Raw genomic sequence first — 16,342 nt, 5'->3', positions numbered from 1 at the left:
GCCAGACTGATCGCCATGGGGGATGTGGCGCTCAGAATCGACGACGCGACCGTGGTGTGGCTGCGGGACGGCCAACCGGCCGCGGAACAGCGGCCCCGCACCCACGGGCGGTCCGCCGAGCGGCAGTCGGCGGACGCGGGCCGGGGCCGGCACCCCGGCGACGAGGACGGGCTGGAGCTGCCCGACGGCTACGGCGCCGCCCGGCCCGTCAGCGTGGACGCCCGGATGAGCCGGGCGCTGACCCGCGGCGGCGAGGCACTGGAAGAGGCCCTGCGCCCGCTCGGCGGCGTCCTCGGCCAGATCCACCGCTCGATCGCGGCCGGCACCCACCGCCCCGACGAGGTCACCGTCGAGTTCGGCGTCACGCTCGGCTCCGATCTGAGCCTCGGGGTGTTCTCCGGCAGCGGCGAGGCCAGCTTCAAGGTGTCCGCCACCTGGAACCTCGGCAGCGGCACGGACGGCCCCGGGGGGACGGCGACGCCGTGATCGCAGGCGCAGGCCCGGACACCCCGCTCCAGCAGTCCTTCGTCTCCTTACGGCACGGCGGCCGGGCCGTCGGCGCGGGCGTCCTCGTCGCCGAGCGGCTCGTGCTGACCTGCGCCCATGTCGTCAACAGCGCCCTGGGCAGGGACCGTTTCGACCAGGACACCCCGGGCCCGGGCGATCCGGTCACCCTCCGGCTGCCCCATGTCGCGGCCGGCCGCGATCTGACCGGGCGGGTTGTGCGGGAGCTGTGGTCCCCGCCGCGGGCCACGGCCGCCGCGAGCACCCCGGTCCGCCCCGGGCAGGTGCCCTACCACGGCGATCTGGCCGTCCTGGAGCTGGACGCGGCCCCGCCCGCCGGCGCCGAGCCCGCGCCCTTCCTCCAGCACAGCTACGCCAACGAGACCATCGCCTTATGGGCCAGCGGCAACCCGCTGCCCGCGGTGCGCGCCGTGCCCCGGGTCTCGGCCCCGCCCTGGATCGCGCTGGACGTGCTCGGCGGCGCCGAGGTCACCGAGGGCTTCAGCGGCGGGCCGCTGTGGGACCGCGCCCGGCAGGCCGTCGTCGGCCTGGTCGCGGCCGTCCACCGCACCCCGGAACCGGCCGCCCCCGGGGCCCCGCCGACGACGATGTACGCCATCAGCGTCCCGGCCATCGAGGCCGAACTCCCCGCGCTGCCGCCCCCGGCGGTGCCCACCGCCCGGCGCGGGGTGCAGCAACTGCTCACCGCACTGGAGCGGGTCCTCCAGGGCCACGAGGCGGTGCAGGACTGCGAGGAGCGCCTCGCCGCCCGGCTGGGCAGGCCCTCGGCGGGCCCGGCGGCCGACCTCGAACGGCTGGTGGGCCTCGCGGTGGGCGTCCGCCGCGGCATCCCCGAACTCCTCGACCTGGTACGCGACCACGCGCACCAGCCCGCCGCCGGCCCCTACGACCCGCACCCCCGGCCCGGCCACCACGGCGCCCGCGAGGACTGGGAGCGCCTGCGCCGCGCCGCCCGCACGGTCCGCCCCGGCGAATACCTCACCACCCGCCAACGCCGCGACCTGTCCGGCCTGCTGGCCCACTGCACCCGCACCGACCCGCGCACCCTCCTCGAACGGGTCCTGCCGCACGCCCCGGAACTGCCCGCCGTCGCCGGCCTGGCCGACGTGATGGACGCCCTGGAGGGCTTCAGCTCCCTGACCGGCGCGCCCGTGCCACCGCTGCTGCAAGGCGTGGTGCGGATCAGCGTCGAGGAGCGCGCGGCCGGCGCCTACCCGTCCGAGGACCTCGACGCCTGGGTCGAGCGCGTGGGTGCCCGCTCGGGCGTCGACGAGGCGGCGGTCAGCCAGTTCCGCGCCGACGTGGTCGCGGCCGCCGCCCCCGTGCACACCCCGGCACCGGGACCGACGGGAGGAGCCGCCCCGCGGGTGCAGGTGGAGCTGCTGCCCACCGCCACCGGCCGCCGCTTCACCTACCAGATCTGGACCCTCGCCGACCCCCGCACGCACCGCCTCGCGCTGGTCCGCGACGCCGAGGCGGGCAGCGAGCAGGTGGTCGACGACATCCGCCGGGTGCTGCGCACCGAGGTCCGCGAGGACCCGGAGACCGCCCTCGTGGAGTATTTCCTGCCGTCCGCCTGGCTCGGGCTGGACGTCGACTCGTGGGAATCGCCCGACGGCGACGAGGACGGGCCGTTCGTCCCGGGGATCACCCGCCGGGTCGTGGTGCGCACCACCGAGCGCTCCCGGGAGAGCTACGCCGGATGGAAGCAGCGCACCGCGGCCCTGCCGCACGCCAAGCACCTGGTCCTCGACGAGCGGCACACCGACCGGAGGGTGGCCCGCGCCCAGCTGGAGGTGCACCGCGACGCCGGGACGGTCATCGTGTGCTGCCCGCCCGACCACCACGGCACGCTGCTGCGGCAGTGCGTCCAGGCGGGCGTCCACACCGTCCTGTGGCACCGCGACGAACACGGCGCCCAACTCGCCCGCGACCTGCTGGACCTGGTGGACGGCGCCGACCACACCGAGGTCCCCGAGGTGGTGCGCCTGGAGCGGGCCAAGGCGATCGCCGAGCCGGAGAGCACCGCCCACCACGGCCGCCGGCTGTCCCTGCTCTACGACGCACCCGACCACCGTCCCCCGCAACTCGCCCCGGACGCCTGGGTGCTGACCCAGCCCTGAACGCCCGCGCGCGGGCCGAGGACCCGTCGCCCGCGGGCGGCAGTACACAGCGAAGAACGAGGAGAACGTGCGGTGACCGGACAGAGCGCAGCAGGCGCCCCCCACGACCCGGAGGCGGCGCCGGAAGCCTGGTGGGTGTTCCGCGGCCCGGCGGACCTGCCCGCGCCACCGCCCTGGCGGCGCTTCCCGGCCGAAGGGGGCACGGCGGCCTCCCGCGCGCCCTACCTCCTGGAGCGCAACGAGATCTCCGTGGTCAACGCGGCGCTGCATCTGCACCGCCCGCTGCTGGTCACCGGCCGCCCCGGCGCCGGCAAGAGCTCGCTGGCCCATGCCGTCGCCGAGGAACTCGGGCTCGGCGACGTACTGCGCTGGTCGGTCAACAGCCGCTCCACGCTCCAGGACGCCCTCTACCGCTACGACGCCGTGGGCCGCCTCCGGGAGGCCTCGCTGCGCCGGGAGCACGAGGCGTCCCACGGCCCGGTGCGCCGCCCCAGGACCCCGCGCACCACGGCCGCCGGGGACATCGGCCAGTATCTGCGCCTCGGCCCGCTCGGCAGCGCGCTGGCCGCCGGCCGCCCCCGGGTCCTGCTCGTCGACGAACTCGACAAGGCCGACATCGACCTGCCCAACGACCTGCTGGTGGTCCTGGAGGAGGGGGCGTTCGAGATCCCGGAGCTGGCTCGGCTGCCCGAGCACCAGCAGGACGTGCAGGTGCTGATGAGCGGAAGCCGGGAGCGGGTCGCGATCCACCGCGGAATGGTGCGCTGCACCCACTTCCCGGTGGTCGTGATGACCAGCAACGGCGAACGGGACTTCCCGCCCGCCTTCCTGCGCCGGTGCGTGCGGCTGGACCTGCCGGAGCCGACCGGCGACCGGCTGCGGAAGATCATCGAACACAACCTGGGCGAGCGGGCGGTCGCCGCCGCGGAGGACCTCATCGAGGTCTTCCACCAGCGCGCGAAGACCCAGACCCTGGCCACCGATCAGCTGCTGGCCGCCGTCCACCTGCGCATCAGCGGCGCCGACCTCACCAAGGACGAGCTGCTCGGCGCCGTACTCCACCGCCTCGACGAGCCCATGGCGCCATGATCGACCGACTGCGACAGGCGATGTCGGCCGCCGGCTACGACCTCGGCGCCACCGAACTCCTCGACGTGCTGTGGCTCGCCCGGGCGATGGCGGGGAACGCGGCGGCCGGGGTGTCGTCGGATATGGGGGAGCCGGGGGATGCGGGGGAGTGTGTGGGCGGGGACGGGGACGGGGACAGGGGCGGCGGGGAGGTCGGCCCGGCGGGTGCGAAAGCAGGGGGCGTTGACGACGTAACGGCCCCCGCACGCACGGCATCCGACGAGCGATCCGCGGACGCGACGCCCCCGACGGCCGCCGACGCCCCCGACGACCCGGCCGACACTTCCACTCCCACTCGTGCTGACCAACCACCCGCCCCCGCAAGCCCGTTGACGCCCGTCCCGCCGCCCCGCCGTGCCCTCTACGCCTGGGGGAGCGAGGGCGGTGGGCACGGCGCGGAGCGGGCCCGGCCCGCGCGGGTGCCCGGTGGGCGGGCGCTGCCCGACGCCCAGCAGCTGGGCCGGGCGCTGCGCCCGCTGCGCAGGACACGCGACCACCCGCACCGCACCGTCACCGATGTCGAGGCCACCGTCCGGCTCGCCGCCGAGACCGGCTTCCTCGATGTCGTGGCCCGCCCGGAGCAGGAACGGCGCTGGTCGGCCGTGCTGTTGGTGGACAGCTCGGCCGCCATGCAGGTGTGGGGGCCGCTCGCCGCCGAACTGCGCGCGCTGCTCGCCCGGAGCACCGTCTTCCGCTCCGTCCGGATCCAGCGGATCGACCCCCGGAACCCGAGCGGCCCGCTGCACCGCCGGCGGTCCGCGGGCGCCGCCGTGACCTTCCTGCTCACCGACGGCACCAGTCCGGGCTGGCGCAGCCCGCAGACCGTCCGCGCGCTGGCCGCCTGGGGCAGCGGCGGCCCGCTGGCCGTCCTGAACCCGCTGCCCCGGCGGCTGTGGCGCGGCACCGCCCTGGACGCCCGGCCCCGACTGCTGGCCGCCCCCGGCGAGTTCGACGGCCTCGGGCGCCTCCTCGTCTGCGATCCGCTCAGCGGCGAGCGCGACCCGGAGGCGGCGGGCGTGCTCGCGCTGCCCGTGCTGCATCCGACCGCGTCCGCGCTGGAGCAGTGGGCCGGGCTGCTCACCCGCCCCGGGGTGCCGCATCTGATCGACACCGTGCTGCTGGACGAACTCCCCGGACACCGGGAGCCGGCCCGGCCCGAGGGCAGCGCCGAGGAGCTGCTCGCGCACTTCCGCGGCGCGTTCTCCCCCGAGGCCTACCGGCTCGCGGTCCGCCTCTCCGCCGTCCGCCCCCTGACCACCCCGCTGATGCACCTGGTGCGCGCCGCCACGATGCCCGACGCCGGCCCCACCCATGTGGCGGAGATCCTCCTCGGCGGCCTCCTGGAGCGCACCGACCGGCCCCGGGATACCTCCGCCGCCCACACCCTCGACCGCGCCCTGGGCGCACCGCCACCGGCCCCGGGCGCCGAGCCCGTCTACGACTTCCGGCCCGGCGTACGGGAGTTGCTGTTCAGCGGGCTGGGCGCGGAGGCGGCCGTGGAGGTCGTCGAGGCCGTCGGCCGGTCGCTGGAGCCGTACATGGGACGGCTGCCCGACTTCCCCGTCCTGATGGGCGACGCGGACGGGGAGCTGCGGCTGCGGGCCTCGGCGCGGGCCTTCGCCGTCCTGGCCAGCCCGGTGCTGGAGCGGCTGGGGGGCGCGGCGCCCGGCCCGCCGGACGGGGTGGTGCCCTCGCAGTGCCGCCCCGAACCCGTGCTCCCGCCGCTCGACGGGCGGCTCTCCGCGCCCGCGCGCCGCGCCGTGCGCCTGCTCGCCCTGGCGGACCTCGCGGACACCCCGCCCGCGGGCCTCCCGTTCGGCGCCGCGGTGGCGCTGCTGGACGACACCGCACCCCGGACCCGGGCCCTGCTGGACGAGCTGGTGGCGGCCGGCGCCCTGCGGCGGACGGACGGCGACCGGCACTCCCTCGCGGGCGAGGTGCGGGACCCGGCCCGCGAGGCCGCCGGGCGCGAGCTGCCCGCGGCGGAGCGGGACGCGGCGCTGTCGCGGCTGCTGGCCTGGTACCTGGCCGCCGGCCGGGAGATGTACGCCCTGCGGTACCCGGGGGAGCGCATGCTCCAGTACCTGGCCCGGGCCTCCTCGCCCGGTCCGCTGCCCACGACGAAGGACCGCGCCGCGTCCCCGGCCGCCTGGGCCGAGGAGCTGCCGCAGCTGCTCGCCGTCGTCCGCCGCGCCGTGCTCGCCTCCCCGCGCACCGTCCGCACCGCCGCCGACCTGCTGCTGCTCGCCGGGACGACGGCGGACTGCGGGGCGCTCTCCGCCGCCTTCGAGCCGGCCGCCCGGACTGCGGCGGCGCGGGCGGCGGGGCCGGGCGACGCCCGGGCCGAGGGCCGGGCCCGGCTGGCGCTTGCCGAGGCGTACCTCGCGCTGGGCCGGGCCGACGAGGCCGAGGCCGCCGCGCGCCGGGCCGCGGCGCTGGCCGACCGCTGCGCGGACCCGCTGACCCGCTTCCGGGCACCGTACGTGCGCGGGCTCACCGCCCTGCTCCAGGCGCGGTACGACGACACCGAACGGCATCTCACCGCGGCCTGGGAGCAGTGCGGGCGCCGCGGCGACGGAGTCGGCGAGGCCCTGGTGCTCGGCGCGCTGGCCCGGCTCTGGGCGGCGACCGGCAACAGCTACGAGGCCGTGCTGTTCGCCGAGCGGGGCGTCGGCCTGCACCGCGACGCCGCCGCCGGCTCCCCGCGGCTCGCGCACGGCCACTACGCCCTCGCCGTGGCACTGTCGTCGGCCGGCCGCCCCGCCGGCGCGCTCCGCGAGCTGTCCCGGGCACTGCCCCTGTTCGACGCGGACCACCAGCGCCTGTGGGCGGGCCGCACCCGCTGCCGGATGGCCGAGGCGATGGTGGCCCTGGTCCGGCCCGCAGAGGCGGTATCGGCCGCCGAGGACGCGGCGGAACGGCTGCTCGTACCGGGCGGCGAACGGTGGCGGGCGGCCGCCCTGACCGCGGCGGGACACGCGCACACCGCCCTGGGGCACAAGAAGGGCGCCCGGGCGCAGTGGCAGGAGGCGCTCGCCGTCCTGGAGGACTTCGCCGCCCCGCACACCGCCGAACTGCGCACCCTGCTCCGGGAGAAGCCGGACCCGCCGGCGGCCGCTGCGTACCGCCCGGGCCTCTCGCGCGCCGCGGAGACCGCCCGCACCGGCACGGCACTGCGCGACCTGACGGCGGCCGTCCGGACACTCGGCGACCAACTGCGGCTGCGCCCCCCGGCGGCCGAGCAGCCCGACGCGCCGGGCGCCCCGGACACGCCGTGCGCCCCGGACACCCTGGACGCCCTCGACGCCCTGGCCGCCGAACTCGACGGCCACGTCCGCGAGATGGAACGGACGGGCCGGACCCCCCGCACCGCCCTGCCCCGCCTGCACGCCGCCCTGGAGTCGCTCACCACCTCCGCCGCCCTCACGACGGCGGAGCCGGAGGCAGGGGCGGCCGAGGGGCAAGCGCAGTCGGTCGAGACGCAAGCCGAGGCGGTCGCCGCCCTCCGCGCCCTCGGCCGCCGCCTCATCCCGTAGGAGGGACGCGGCCCGGCCGATGCCGTGCGGAGCGTGGGCCCCAGAAGCCGGGCGTCATGACCGTCGGGCCAGTGACTCCTTACACGGGTGTCGAGGCGAGACGAGGGGTGGACGAAGGGCCTCGGCGGAGGGCTGCACGGGAGCGATACGGACAGGGTCGGCACCCGAAGCTTCCGCGCGCTGCGGATGCGCCCCCGGAGCCCGGCGCGGCGGCTCGTAGAATCGTGCGCACCATGGTTTACCTCGACCACGCCGCCACCACCCCGATGCTCCCGGAGGCGGTGCAGGCGATGACCGCCCAGCTGACCGTCACCGGCAACGCATCCTCGCTGCACGCCGACGGCCGGCGGGCCCGGCGCACCGTCGAGGAGGCGCGCGAATCCCTCGCCGCCTCCCTCGGCGCCCGCCCGAGCGAGATCGTCTTCACCGCGGGCGGCACCGAGGCCGACAACCTCGCGGTCAAGGGCCTGTACTGGGCGCGCCGGGCCGCCGACGCCTCCCGTACCCGCGTCCTCGCCAGCCCTGTCGAGCACCACGCCGTCCTCGACGCCGTGGAGTGGCTCGCCGAGCACGAGGGCGCCCGGGTCGAATGGCTGCCGGTCGACGGCCACGGCCGGGTGCACGCCGACGCGCTGCGCGAGGCCATCGCCCGCGACCCCGGTGATGTCGCGCTCGCCACGGTCATGTGGGCCAACAACGAGATCGGCACCGTCCAGCCGGTCCGTGAACTCGCCGACGTGGCCGCGGAGTTCCGGATTCCGCTGCATGCGGACGCGGTGCAGGCCATCGGCCAGCTGGAGGTGGACTTCGCCGCCTCCGGGCTCGCCGCGATGACGGTCTCCGGCCACAAGATCGGCGGCCCGTACGGCATCGGCGCCCTGCTGCTGGGTCGTGAGTACGCCCCGGTGCCGGTGCTGCACGGCGGCGGCCAGGAGCGGCAGGTGCGCTCCGGCACCCTCGACACCCCCGCCATCGCCGCCTTCGCCGCCGCCGCCCAGAGCGCCGTCGGCCGCCGCGCGGACTTCGCCCGCGACATCGGCGCACTGCGCGACGACCTGGTCAAGGCGGTGCGCGCGGCCGCCCCGGACGCCGTCCTCGGCGGCGACCCCGACCCGGCCGGCCGGCTCCCCGCCAACGCCCACTTCTCCTTCCCCGGCTGCGAGGGCGACTCCCTGCTGCTCCTCCTGGACGCCCAGGGCATCGCCTGCTCCACGGGCTCCGCCTGCACCGCCGGCGTCGCCCAGCCCAGCCACGTCCTGCTCGCCGCCGGCATGTCCCCCCAGCTGGCCCGCGGCACCCTGCGGTTCTCCCTGGGCCACACCTCCACGGCGGACGACGTGGCGGCCCTGGCCCAGGCCATCGGCCCGGCCGTCGAACGGGCCAGGACGGCCGGCCTGAGCTAGGACCTGCTCCCTACGAGGGGGTTCTAGGCGTTCCGCTCGGGCGGCCCCTCCGTCGCCCGTGCGGTCCGGCGCAGCTCGGCCCGGACCAGCCGCAGATAGCTGTCCCAGTCCCAGTGCGGCCCCGGGTCGGTGTGATCCGTCCCGGGCACCTCCACATGCCCCACGATGTGCTCCCGGTCGGCCGGGAAGCCGTAGCGCCGGCAGATCGCCGCCGTCAGCCGCGCCGACGACGCGTACATGGCAGTGGTGAAGGATTCCGGCCGGTCCACGAACCCCTCGTGCTCAATCCCGATGCTGCGCTCGTTGTAGCCGCGGTTCCCGGAATGGAACGCCACATCCAGCTCCCGGATCGTCTGGGCGAGGTATCCGTCCTTGCGGACGACGTAATGGGCGGCCGCCTCATGATCCGGGTCCTGGAAGACCCGCAGCGCGGTCGCGAAGCTGCCCTGGACGACATGGATCACCACCCGGTCTATCGGGTAGTCCGCCGGCCGGTCGGCCCGCCGGTAGTTCGCCGGGGACGCCGCGACCCACCGCGCGCCCCGGAAGTCGACCTCGCCCGCCGCCCGCGGCTTGTCGTTCCCCGGCAGCCGCCACCACCACCGCGCCAGCTCGTCCCGCGCCGCGAAGGCCGCGGCTCCGGCGGCCACCACGGAGCCGCCCCCGATCCACAGCGCCCGCCGCCGCGTCACCCCGGCCGCGGCCTCCCCGCCGCCGTCGGCGTGTGCCCTGTCGGTGTGCTCCCCGTCACCCTGCTCCCCGCCACTTTTCCCCATGCGCTCCTCAACGCTTTCCGCCCGGTCAGAGGTTCCGTCTACCCTGGACGGGTTATGACTGATGACGCCCCCCGCCGCCTCCGCGTACTCGCCGCCATGTCCGGCGGCGTCGACTCCGCCGTCGCCGCCGCTCGCGCCGCCGAGGCCGGCCATGACGTGACCGGCGTGCATCTCGCGCTCTCCGAGAACCCCAAGTCGTTCCGCACCGGCGCCCGCGGCTGCTGCACGATCGAGGACTCGCACGACGCCCGCCGCGCCGCCGATGTCATCGGCATCCCCTTCTACGTCTGGGACCTCGCCGAACGCTTCCGTGAGGACGTCGTCGACGACTTCATCGCCGAGTACGAGGCCGGCCGCACCCCGAACCCCTGCCTGCGCTGCAACGAGAAGATCAAGTTCGCCGCGCTCCTGGACAAGGCCCTGGCCCTGGGCTTCGACGCCGTCTGCACCGGCCACTACGCCACGGTCGTCCTGCGCGAGGACGGCGCCCGCGAGCTGCACCGCGCCTCCGACATGGCCAAGGACCAGTCCTACGTCCTCGGCGTCCTCGACGACCGCCAGCTGGCGCACGCCATGTTCCCGCTCGGCGACACCCTCACCACCAAGGCCGAAATCCGCGAAGAGGCCGCCCGCCGCGGCCTGTTCGTCGCCAAGAAGCCCGACAGCCACGACATCTGTTTCATCGCCGACGGCGACACCCAGGGCTTCCTCGCCAAGCGGCTCGGCACGGCCGAGGGCGACATCGTCGACGAGTCCGGCAACCGCCTCGGCACCCACGAGGGCGCCTACGGCTTCACCATCGGCCAGCGCAAGGGCCTGCGCATCGGCCACCCGGCCGCCGACGGCAAGCCGCGCTACGTCCTCGACATCTCCCCGGTCGACAACACCGTCACCGTCGGCCCCGTCGAAGCCCTCGACGTCACGGCCCTGACCGCCATCCGCCCCCGCTGGTGCGGCCGCCCCCCGGCGGCCGGCCCCGCCACGTACACCGCCCAGCTGCGCGCCCACGGCGGCGAGACCGAGGTCACCGCCGACCTCGTCGAGGGCACGGAACTCCGCGTCTCCTTCACCGAACCGGTCCGCGGCGTGGCCCCCGGCCAGGCCATCGTCCTCTACGACGGCACCCGCGTGGTCGGCTCGGCAACCATCGCCACCACGGAGCGCCGGGCCCGGGCGGAGGCGTAGGGGGCATCAGTACGTATAGAGCGCCGTCGTGTCGAGCGTGGCGTCGATCGGGGCACCGATCGGCACGGGCTCACCGAAGTCGGCCTCCAGCGACGCCCGGTAGTGCGCACCGCTCGGCAGCGAGTAGAGCAGGCACTTGCCCTCTATGGGGTTGACGATCAGGTAGTACGGGATTCCCGCCTGCGCGTACTTCTTCACCTTCCTGTCGGTGTCGTTCTCGGGGTTGGATTCCGAGAAGGCAGCCCCGCCGCGCGAAGCTCATGCGGCACAACGAGTCCTTTCGACGGTTCGACAGCCCCGGCAGCGTCCCGGGTGGTCCGCGCGGAAGGCGCGGTCGCAGCCGTCGCAGTTCTGGAGGGGGACGACGAGGGGCCGGTCTGGGCGTGGGGGCGGGGCCGGGCGGGACGGTGGGCACAGGGCGGTCAGGCGGTGGGCGAGCAGGCGGGCCGGACGGCGGACGAGGCGCGCGGGCAGGCCGCTGGTCAGAGCCTCGGTGATCTCCTGCGGGGCCGCCCCTCGGCCGAGCCAGTCCGTGACGGCCGGGGCGAGCGCGGTGATCTCCCGCTCGGAGAGGAGCAGGCGGCGGTCGCGGTGGGGGAGGCGGGCGAGCAGGTCGACAGCCTCCGGGACGGGCTCCGGCGTCGGCCGCGAGGAGTCGGCTGGCTCAGGCCCGCCGGTGGCCCCCTGCTCCGGCCCGCCGCCGGCCCCGTGCCCGGGCTCGCCGGAGGCCCCGTGCTCAGGAGCGGGAGCGCCGACGGGCCCCGTCGCCGCCCCCGGCAGGTCGTAGACGAACGTACGGGTGACGATCCGGCCCCGCGGCCCGCGTTCGATGCGGCGCTCCAGCCAGCCCTCGGCCTCCAGCTCGCGCAGCGCCCCGGCGAGGGCGGTCTTGCCCTCGGCGAAGTGCGCGCAGAGCGCGTCGATGGTGATCGGGGCACCATCGGGGAGGGACAGGATGTACGCCGCGACACCGACCGTGACGGCGCTACCGGCGCGCTGCGCGAGGCGGTTGGCGAGGACGGTGAAGTGGGAGGTCTGGCGCGTACGGATGTGGATGACGCCGCCGGAAACGCGCGAGAGCGCGGAGGAGGGCGCGTTAGAATGCGCTGAAGTCATGGGGAAGGTCTTGCTTCCTTGTGATCAGGCCCTCGGATCGGGATTGCCGTCCCGCCGGGGGCCGTTCTGTGTGCGGTTGTGGTGTCGGCAGCGGCTGGGCTGCCGCCGTCGCAGTGGAACTGCGGTCAGCGTAACCGCATTCCGGACGCTCTCGCGCCCAAGTCACCCGATGGGGTGAGGAGTTGTGGGACGCCGGTAGGTGGGTGGGTTTCTCTTCCCGGGTTCTTTGGTTGGTCGGCCGGATCACCGCCGGACGGTGGGGCGGAACCTGGTGCCGCCCCACCGGTGTCCGGTCAGCCGGCTTCCGGCGCGACCTGGGCGAATGCGAGGAACGACGCCCAGGTGGTGGGGTTGACCGCGAGGGAGGGCAACGAGGTGTCCTTGGAGTCGCGGATGTGGACGGTGTGGGGGCAGGCGGATATCTCGACGCAGGCCTCGCCTTCGCCCCCGCTGTAGCTGGACTTCCGCCAGGCAACGGCTACTTCGACGCAGGCTTCGCCCGTTCCGCCGCTGTAGCTGCTCTTGAACCACGCAAGTTGGGTGTTCATGCCTCTCCTGTCAGCAGACGCTGAATGAGGGCTCGCGACGCCTCGGCGTCGAGGGCCTGTGATCGCAGTGTGCCGTAGACGTGGCTCATCACGCTGACGTCATCGGCCTCGGTGAGGAAGTAGCTGCCCCGGTGGCCTTCCACGTAACCGATGGTGTGATGGTCCGGCGTCTCCAGCAGTGTCATCGGGCCATCCATGCCCGCGTGGGTCTCGCGGGCGAGCGGCATGATCTGGAGCTGGAGATTGTGCAGCTCGGAGAGCTTGAGGAGGTTCCTCAACTGGCCCTCCCATACGTCCTGTCCGCCCATCTTCCGTCCGAGTACGGGCTCCTCCAGGACGAACGTCATCCGGCAGGCGGGCTTGCGGGTCAGCAGCATCTGCGTTGCCAGGCGGGCCTGTACGGACCGCTCGATCTCGTCGCCGTCCATGCTCGGCCGCACGGACCGGAACACCGCGTCCGCGTACTCCTCCGTCTGCAACAACCCATGGAGGAAGTGCGTGCAGTAGGAATGCAGCGCCAACGCCTCCGCCTGCAGCTTCACGTACTCCTCGGCCCACGCCGGGTGGTGCTTCTCCGCCACGTCGGGGATCAGTACGCGCAGCACGCCGCCCGCGCCGAGCGCCGCGTCCACCGCGTCGACGTATCCCGGCTTGGGCGGCCGCTCGCCGCGTTCGACCATGGCGATCTGGGAGTCGGAGTAGGGGATGAGCGCGGCCAGTTCACGGCGGGTCATGCCGCGTTGCTCGCGCAGGAAGCGGGACTGCTTCCCGAAGATCTTGAGGCTGACGGGCGGTTCGTTGTTGTGGGGCATTGCACACCTCGCACAGTTGCGGAGTGGTAGCGCACAGTAGGCGCCGTTCGATGGCCAGGCTAGATCCGTACGGCGAGGCTTGTCCGCATGATGAATGAACCACCGCGATGCGAATGTCCCGAATCTTCGGCACCTGCCGAACCCTCTGTGCCTTCTGCGCCTTCTGCGCCTTCCGCGACGCAGGTGAGGTTGCTGCCGTGGACCACGACGGACGACCGGCCCTGCCTCCTCATCACGGACGGTGAGGGCGGCCCGGTCTCCGATCTCGCCGACGGCATCGAGGAGATGCAGCTCGACATCGGCGAGGAACTACTGCGCCACGCACGGGCGATGCACGCCGATCCGAAGGTGCCGGACCGCGAGTTCCGCTTCCTTTCGCGGCGGCTGGCCGAGGCGCTGAGCGATGCGCTGCGCGTGGCGCGGAACTGATCCCGGACCGCCGTGCGCCGACACCCGCGTCCCGACATCCGCGTACTGACAAATGTCATGCGGAAGCCAGGACGGTCGAGTCTGTTGCGGGCGGCGGCCGTGCCCGAAGCTGAAGGCGTAGAGGGAACACGCAGTAGGAAACCAACTCGGGGGAGCCATCGTGAGTCAGAGCGAGAGCCGGAAGCAGAGCGAGAGCAACGGCGCCGGGGGCGGCAAGCAGCCCAATCCGCTGGTGCAGAGCCTGCTGCCGCTGGTGGTGGACGTCGGCGTTCCGATGGCCTCGTACTACCTCCTGAGCGACGGGTTCGGGCTGAGCGAGGTGGCCGCGCTGGCCTGGAGCAGTGTGGTGCCGGCGCTGCGCACGGTCTGGAGCCTGGTGCGGCGCACCGGCGTCAACGGCCTCGCGCTGCTGATCCTCGTCGTCAACGTCGTGGGCCTGGCCACCAGCACGGTGACCGGTGATCCGCGGCTGATGCTCGCCAAGGACAGCGTGACGAGCAGCGTCATCGCGATCTCGATCATCGTCTCCGTGTACCTGGGGAAGCCGCTGATGACCGCGGGGCTCAAGCCCTTCGCCACCAAGGGCGCCCCGGCCGGCGAGGCCGCCTGGGACCGGCTGGCGGCCGGGTCCGTACCGTTCCGCCGGGCCGAGCGGAGGTTCTCGCTGATCTGGGGGATCGTGCTGCTGACCGAGTGCGTGGTGAAGGGGATCGGCGCGTACACGGTCCCGGTGCACACGATGGTCTGGCTGGGGACCGTGCTGACGGTGGTGGCCATCCTGGTGGCGATGGTCGTCGGGGGCGGCAGCTGCGCGGACCCGATGGAGAAGATGGTCAAGGCCGAGGTGGAGCGGGTGGCGGGGACCGCGACCGGTGACGCGGGAGCCGTCACCTCCGCGGCCCCGGCGGCCGGCGCCGCGGGCTGAGCGGACCGGGGTTCGGCGACCGCCTCGTCAACCGGTGCGGGGTCGGCCGAGTGGGGGGCGGTCAACTGTGAGGTCCCGCACAGCGCGCGGGGGCGCCGTGCGGTCCCCGGTGACCGGCGGCGACGCGTTGACCTGCGGGCATGGGGCGGTGCCGGGGCGCGGCCGGGGAGCCTGCCAAGGGCGTACGTGATCGACGTGTCGCGCATCCCACAGTCGATCGGCGCGATGTTGCCCCATAGTGTCGGCGGTGCGACAGGGCGTCGGCGGCTGCCGGGCGAGGACTGGTGACGACATGCGCGCACAGACGTTTCCGTGCGTGTGATGGGTCGTCAGGTTTCCGGACCGCAGACGGCCTTTCCGCGGCCACGAAGGGAACGGAAGTCATGTCGACTGTGCAATCTGAGGTCAAGCCCGGCGCTCATCAGGCCGGGCCGGCATCCCTGTACGCCGAGCTGGTCCGGCGCAATCCCGGGGAGCCCGAGTTCCACCAGGCGGCTCTGGAGGTCCTGGAGACGCTGGCCCCCGCGCTGGCGGCCCGCCCGGAGCTCGCCGAGGCGAAGATCCTGGAGCGGATCTGCGAGCCCGAGCGGCAGATCATGTTCCGCGTCCCCTGGCAGGACGATTCCGGGGCGATCCACGTCAACCGGGGCTTCCGGGTGGAATTCAACAGCGCGCTCGGCCCGTACAAGGGCGGTCTGCGCTTCCACGCGTCGGTGAACCTGGGGATCGTGAAGTTCCTCGGCTTCGAACAGATTTTCAAGAACTCCCTGACCGGGCTGAACATCGGCGGCGGCAAGGGCGGCAGCGACTTCGACCCGCACGGCAGGTCCGACGCCGAAGTCATGCGCTTCTGCCAGTCGTTCATGACGGAGCTGTACCGCCACCTCGGGGAGCACACCGACGTACCGGCGGGCGACATCGGCGTCGGCGGCCGCGAGATCGGCTACCTCTTCGGCCAGTACCGGAAGATCACCAACCGCTGGGAGGCCGGTGTCCTCACCGGCAAGGGGCTGGCCTGGGGCGGCTCCAAGGCCCGCACCGAGGCCACCGGCTACGGGAACGTGCTGTTCACCGAGGAGATGCTCCGGCAGCGCGGCGAGGAGCTGGACGGGCAGCAGGTGGTGGTCTCGGGGTCCGGCAACGTCGCGATCTACACCATCGAGAAGGCCCAGGCGCTCGGCGCCAACGTGCTGACCTGCTCGGACTCCGGCGGCTACGTCGTCGACGAGAAGGGCATCGACCTGGCCCTGCTGCGGCAGATCAAGGAGGTCGAGCGCGGCCGGATCAGCGAGTACGCCCAGCGGCGCGGGGTGTCGGCCACCTATGTGCCCGGTGGGCGGGTGTGGGACGTGGCCTGCGATGTGGCGCTCCCGTCGGCGACCCAGAACGAGCTGGACGAGGACGCCGCCCGGATCCTGGTCCGCAACGGCGTCAAGGCCGTCTCCGAGGGCGCCAACATGCCGACGACGCCCGAGGCGGTGTCGCTCCTGAAGGCGGCCGGGGTGGCCTTCGGCCCCGGTAAGGCCGCCAACGCGGGCGGCGTGGCGACCAGCGCGCTGGAGATGCGGCAGAACTCCTCCCGGGAGGCATGGGCCTTCGAGCGCACGGAGGGCGAACTCGCGACGATCATGCGCGGGATCCACCAGCGCTGCTACGAGACCGCGGAGCGCTTCGGCCTGCCCGGTGACTACGTCGCGGGCGCCAACATCGCGGGCTTCGAGCGGGTGGCGGACGCGATGCTGGACCAGGGATTGATCTGATCCGGGGGAGTGGGCGGGGCGGAGCTCGGAGCGCCCTGCGAGGCGCCCCGCCCACTCCGCGGCCTCGACGACGAGC

The 16,342-nt window shown here is 74.3% G+C and carries 13 protein-coding genes and 1 pseudogene; 9 read left to right on the top strand and 5 right to left on the bottom strand.

What is annotated here, in order from left to right; genetic code table 11:
* The first annotated feature begins 15 nt into the window (after positions 1–15).
* The 5 genes from IEY78_RS19825 to IEY78_RS19805 all read left to right on the top strand — a co-directional run bounded on the left by IEY78_RS19825 (position 16) and on the right by IEY78_RS19805 (position 8,715).
* On the top strand, positions 16–486 hold the full coding sequence (locus IEY78_RS19825; protein WP_189100129.1) for a CU044_2847 family protein: 471 nt from the start codon (positions 16–18) through the stop codon (positions 484–486).
* Positions 483–2,648, top strand: coding sequence for a VMAP-C domain-containing protein (locus tag IEY78_RS19820; RefSeq protein ID WP_189100127.1), 2,166 nt, complete (start codon positions 483–485; stop codon positions 2,646–2,648). Before IEY78_RS19825 ends, IEY78_RS19820 begins: the two co-directional genes overlap by 4 nt.
* A 72-nt stretch (positions 2,649–2,720) precedes the next feature.
* Positions 2,721–3,737, top strand: coding sequence for an AAA family ATPase (locus IEY78_RS19815; protein ID WP_189100125.1), 1,017 nt, complete (start codon positions 2,721–2,723; stop codon positions 3,735–3,737).
* Positions 3,734–7,312, top strand: coding sequence for an SAV_2336 N-terminal domain-related protein (locus IEY78_RS19810; RefSeq protein ID WP_189100123.1), 3,579 nt, complete (start codon positions 3,734–3,736; stop codon positions 7,310–7,312). The genes IEY78_RS19815 and IEY78_RS19810 overlap by 4 nt, the downstream gene beginning before the upstream one ends.
* Before the next feature lie 233 nt (positions 7,313–7,545).
* Positions 7,546–8,715, top strand: coding sequence for a cysteine desulfurase family protein (locus IEY78_RS19805; RefSeq protein WP_189100121.1), 1,170 nt, complete (start codon positions 7,546–7,548; stop codon positions 8,713–8,715).
* 23 nt (positions 8,716–8,738) lie between these two features.
* On the opposite strand, the gene IEY78_RS19800 is transcribed toward IEY78_RS19805, so the two are convergent.
* A complete protein-coding gene (locus tag IEY78_RS19800; protein ID WP_229700060.1) occupies positions 8,739–9,491 on the bottom strand; it encodes an N-acetylmuramoyl-L-alanine amidase in 753 nt (250 codons plus the stop codon).
* A 54-nt stretch (positions 9,492–9,545) separates the two neighbouring features.
* Here IEY78_RS19800 and mnmA point away from each other — a divergent pair, with 54 nt between their 5' ends.
* Positions 9,546–10,676, top strand: coding sequence for a tRNA 2-thiouridine(34) synthase MnmA (gene mnmA / locus IEY78_RS19795; RefSeq protein ID WP_189100119.1), 1,131 nt, complete (start codon positions 9,546–9,548; stop codon positions 10,674–10,676).
* 6 nt (positions 10,677–10,682) lie between these two features.
* Here the strand turns inward: mnmA and IEY78_RS19790 are convergent.
* From IEY78_RS19790 to IEY78_RS19775, 4 genes and pseudogenes are all read right to left on the bottom strand, one after another.
* Positions 10,683–10,892 (bottom strand): annotated as a pseudogene (locus IEY78_RS19790) (Uma2 family endonuclease); the annotation flags it as partial.
* Between the two features lie 42 nt (positions 10,893–10,934).
* A complete protein-coding gene (locus tag IEY78_RS19785) occupies positions 10,935–11,792 on the bottom strand; it encodes a hypothetical protein (protein WP_189100115.1) in 858 nt (285 codons plus the stop codon).
* A gap of 293 nt (positions 11,793–12,085) precedes the next feature.
* Positions 12,086–12,340: a DUF397 domain-containing protein gene (locus tag IEY78_RS19780; protein ID WP_189100113.1), complete on the bottom strand. Its 255-nt coding sequence runs from the start codon at positions 12,338–12,340 to the stop codon at positions 12,086–12,088.
* Positions 12,337–13,152 (bottom strand): helix-turn-helix domain-containing protein, encoded by an 816-nt coding sequence (locus tag IEY78_RS19775; protein WP_189100111.1) that lies wholly within the window; start codon positions 13,150–13,152, stop codon positions 12,337–12,339. Before IEY78_RS19775 ends, IEY78_RS19780 begins: the two co-directional genes overlap by 4 nt.
* Before the next feature lie 183 nt (positions 13,153–13,335).
* On the opposite strand from IEY78_RS19775, the gene IEY78_RS19770 reads away from it, so the two are divergent.
* The 3 genes from IEY78_RS19770 (at position 13,336) to gdhA (ending at position 16,266) form a co-directional block, all read left to right on the top strand.
* Positions 13,336–13,581: a hypothetical protein gene (locus tag IEY78_RS19770; RefSeq protein WP_308426928.1), complete on the top strand. Its 246-nt coding sequence runs from the start codon at positions 13,336–13,338 to the stop codon at positions 13,579–13,581.
* 232 nt (positions 13,582–13,813) lie between these two features.
* Positions 13,814–14,506, top strand: a complete 693-nt coding sequence (locus IEY78_RS19765; RefSeq protein ID WP_189100313.1) for a VC0807 family protein — start codon at positions 13,814–13,816, stop codon at positions 14,504–14,506.
* Positions 14,507–14,889: 383 nt separating this feature from the next.
* Positions 14,890–16,266: an NADP-specific glutamate dehydrogenase gene (gene gdhA / locus IEY78_RS19760; RefSeq protein ID WP_189100109.1), complete on the top strand. Its 1,377-nt coding sequence runs from the start codon at positions 14,890–14,892 to the stop codon at positions 16,264–16,266.
* Positions 16,267–16,342 lie beyond the last annotated feature (76 nt).

The organism is Streptomyces kronopolitis, assembly GCF_014646275.1.
In the GTDB taxonomy this organism is placed as follows: Bacteria; Actinomycetota; Actinomycetes; order Streptomycetales; family Streptomycetaceae; genus Streptomyces; species Streptomyces kronopolitis.
The sequence above is the reverse complement of the archived record's forward strand: the minus strand, read 5'-3'. Positions and strand labels throughout refer to the sequence as shown.

Excerpts from the sequence above, each read along its gene's own strand:
- IEY78_RS19805 (WP_189100121.1), top strand. The coding sequence starts at position 7,546 with ATGGTTTACCTCGACCACGCCGCCACCACCCCGATGCTCCCGGAGGCG.
- gdhA (WP_189100109.1), top strand. The coding sequence starts at position 14,890 with ATGTCGACTGTGCAATCTGAGGTCAAGCCCGGCGCTCATCAGGCCGGG.
- IEY78_RS19785 (WP_189100115.1), bottom strand. The coding sequence starts at position 11,792 with ATGACTTCAGCGCATTCTAACGCGCCCTCCTCCGCGCTCTCGCGCGTT.
- IEY78_RS19800 (WP_229700060.1), bottom strand. The coding sequence starts at position 9,491 with ATGGGGAAAAGTGGCGGGGAGCAGGGTGACGGGGAGCACACCGACAGG.
- mnmA (WP_189100119.1), top strand. The coding sequence starts at position 9,546 with ATGACTGATGACGCCCCCCGCCGCCTCCGCGTACTCGCCGCCATGTCC.
- IEY78_RS19810 (WP_189100123.1), top strand. The coding sequence starts at position 3,734 with ATGATCGACCGACTGCGACAGGCGATGTCGGCCGCCGGCTACGACCTC.
- IEY78_RS19825 (WP_189100129.1), top strand. The coding sequence starts at position 16 with ATGGGGGATGTGGCGCTCAGAATCGACGACGCGACCGTGGTGTGGCTG.
- IEY78_RS19775 (WP_189100111.1), bottom strand. The coding sequence starts at position 13,152 with ATGCCCCACAACAACGAACCGCCCGTCAGCCTCAAGATCTTCGGGAAG.
- IEY78_RS19780 (WP_189100113.1), bottom strand. The coding sequence starts at position 12,340 with ATGAACACCCAACTTGCGTGGTTCAAGAGCAGCTACAGCGGCGGAACG.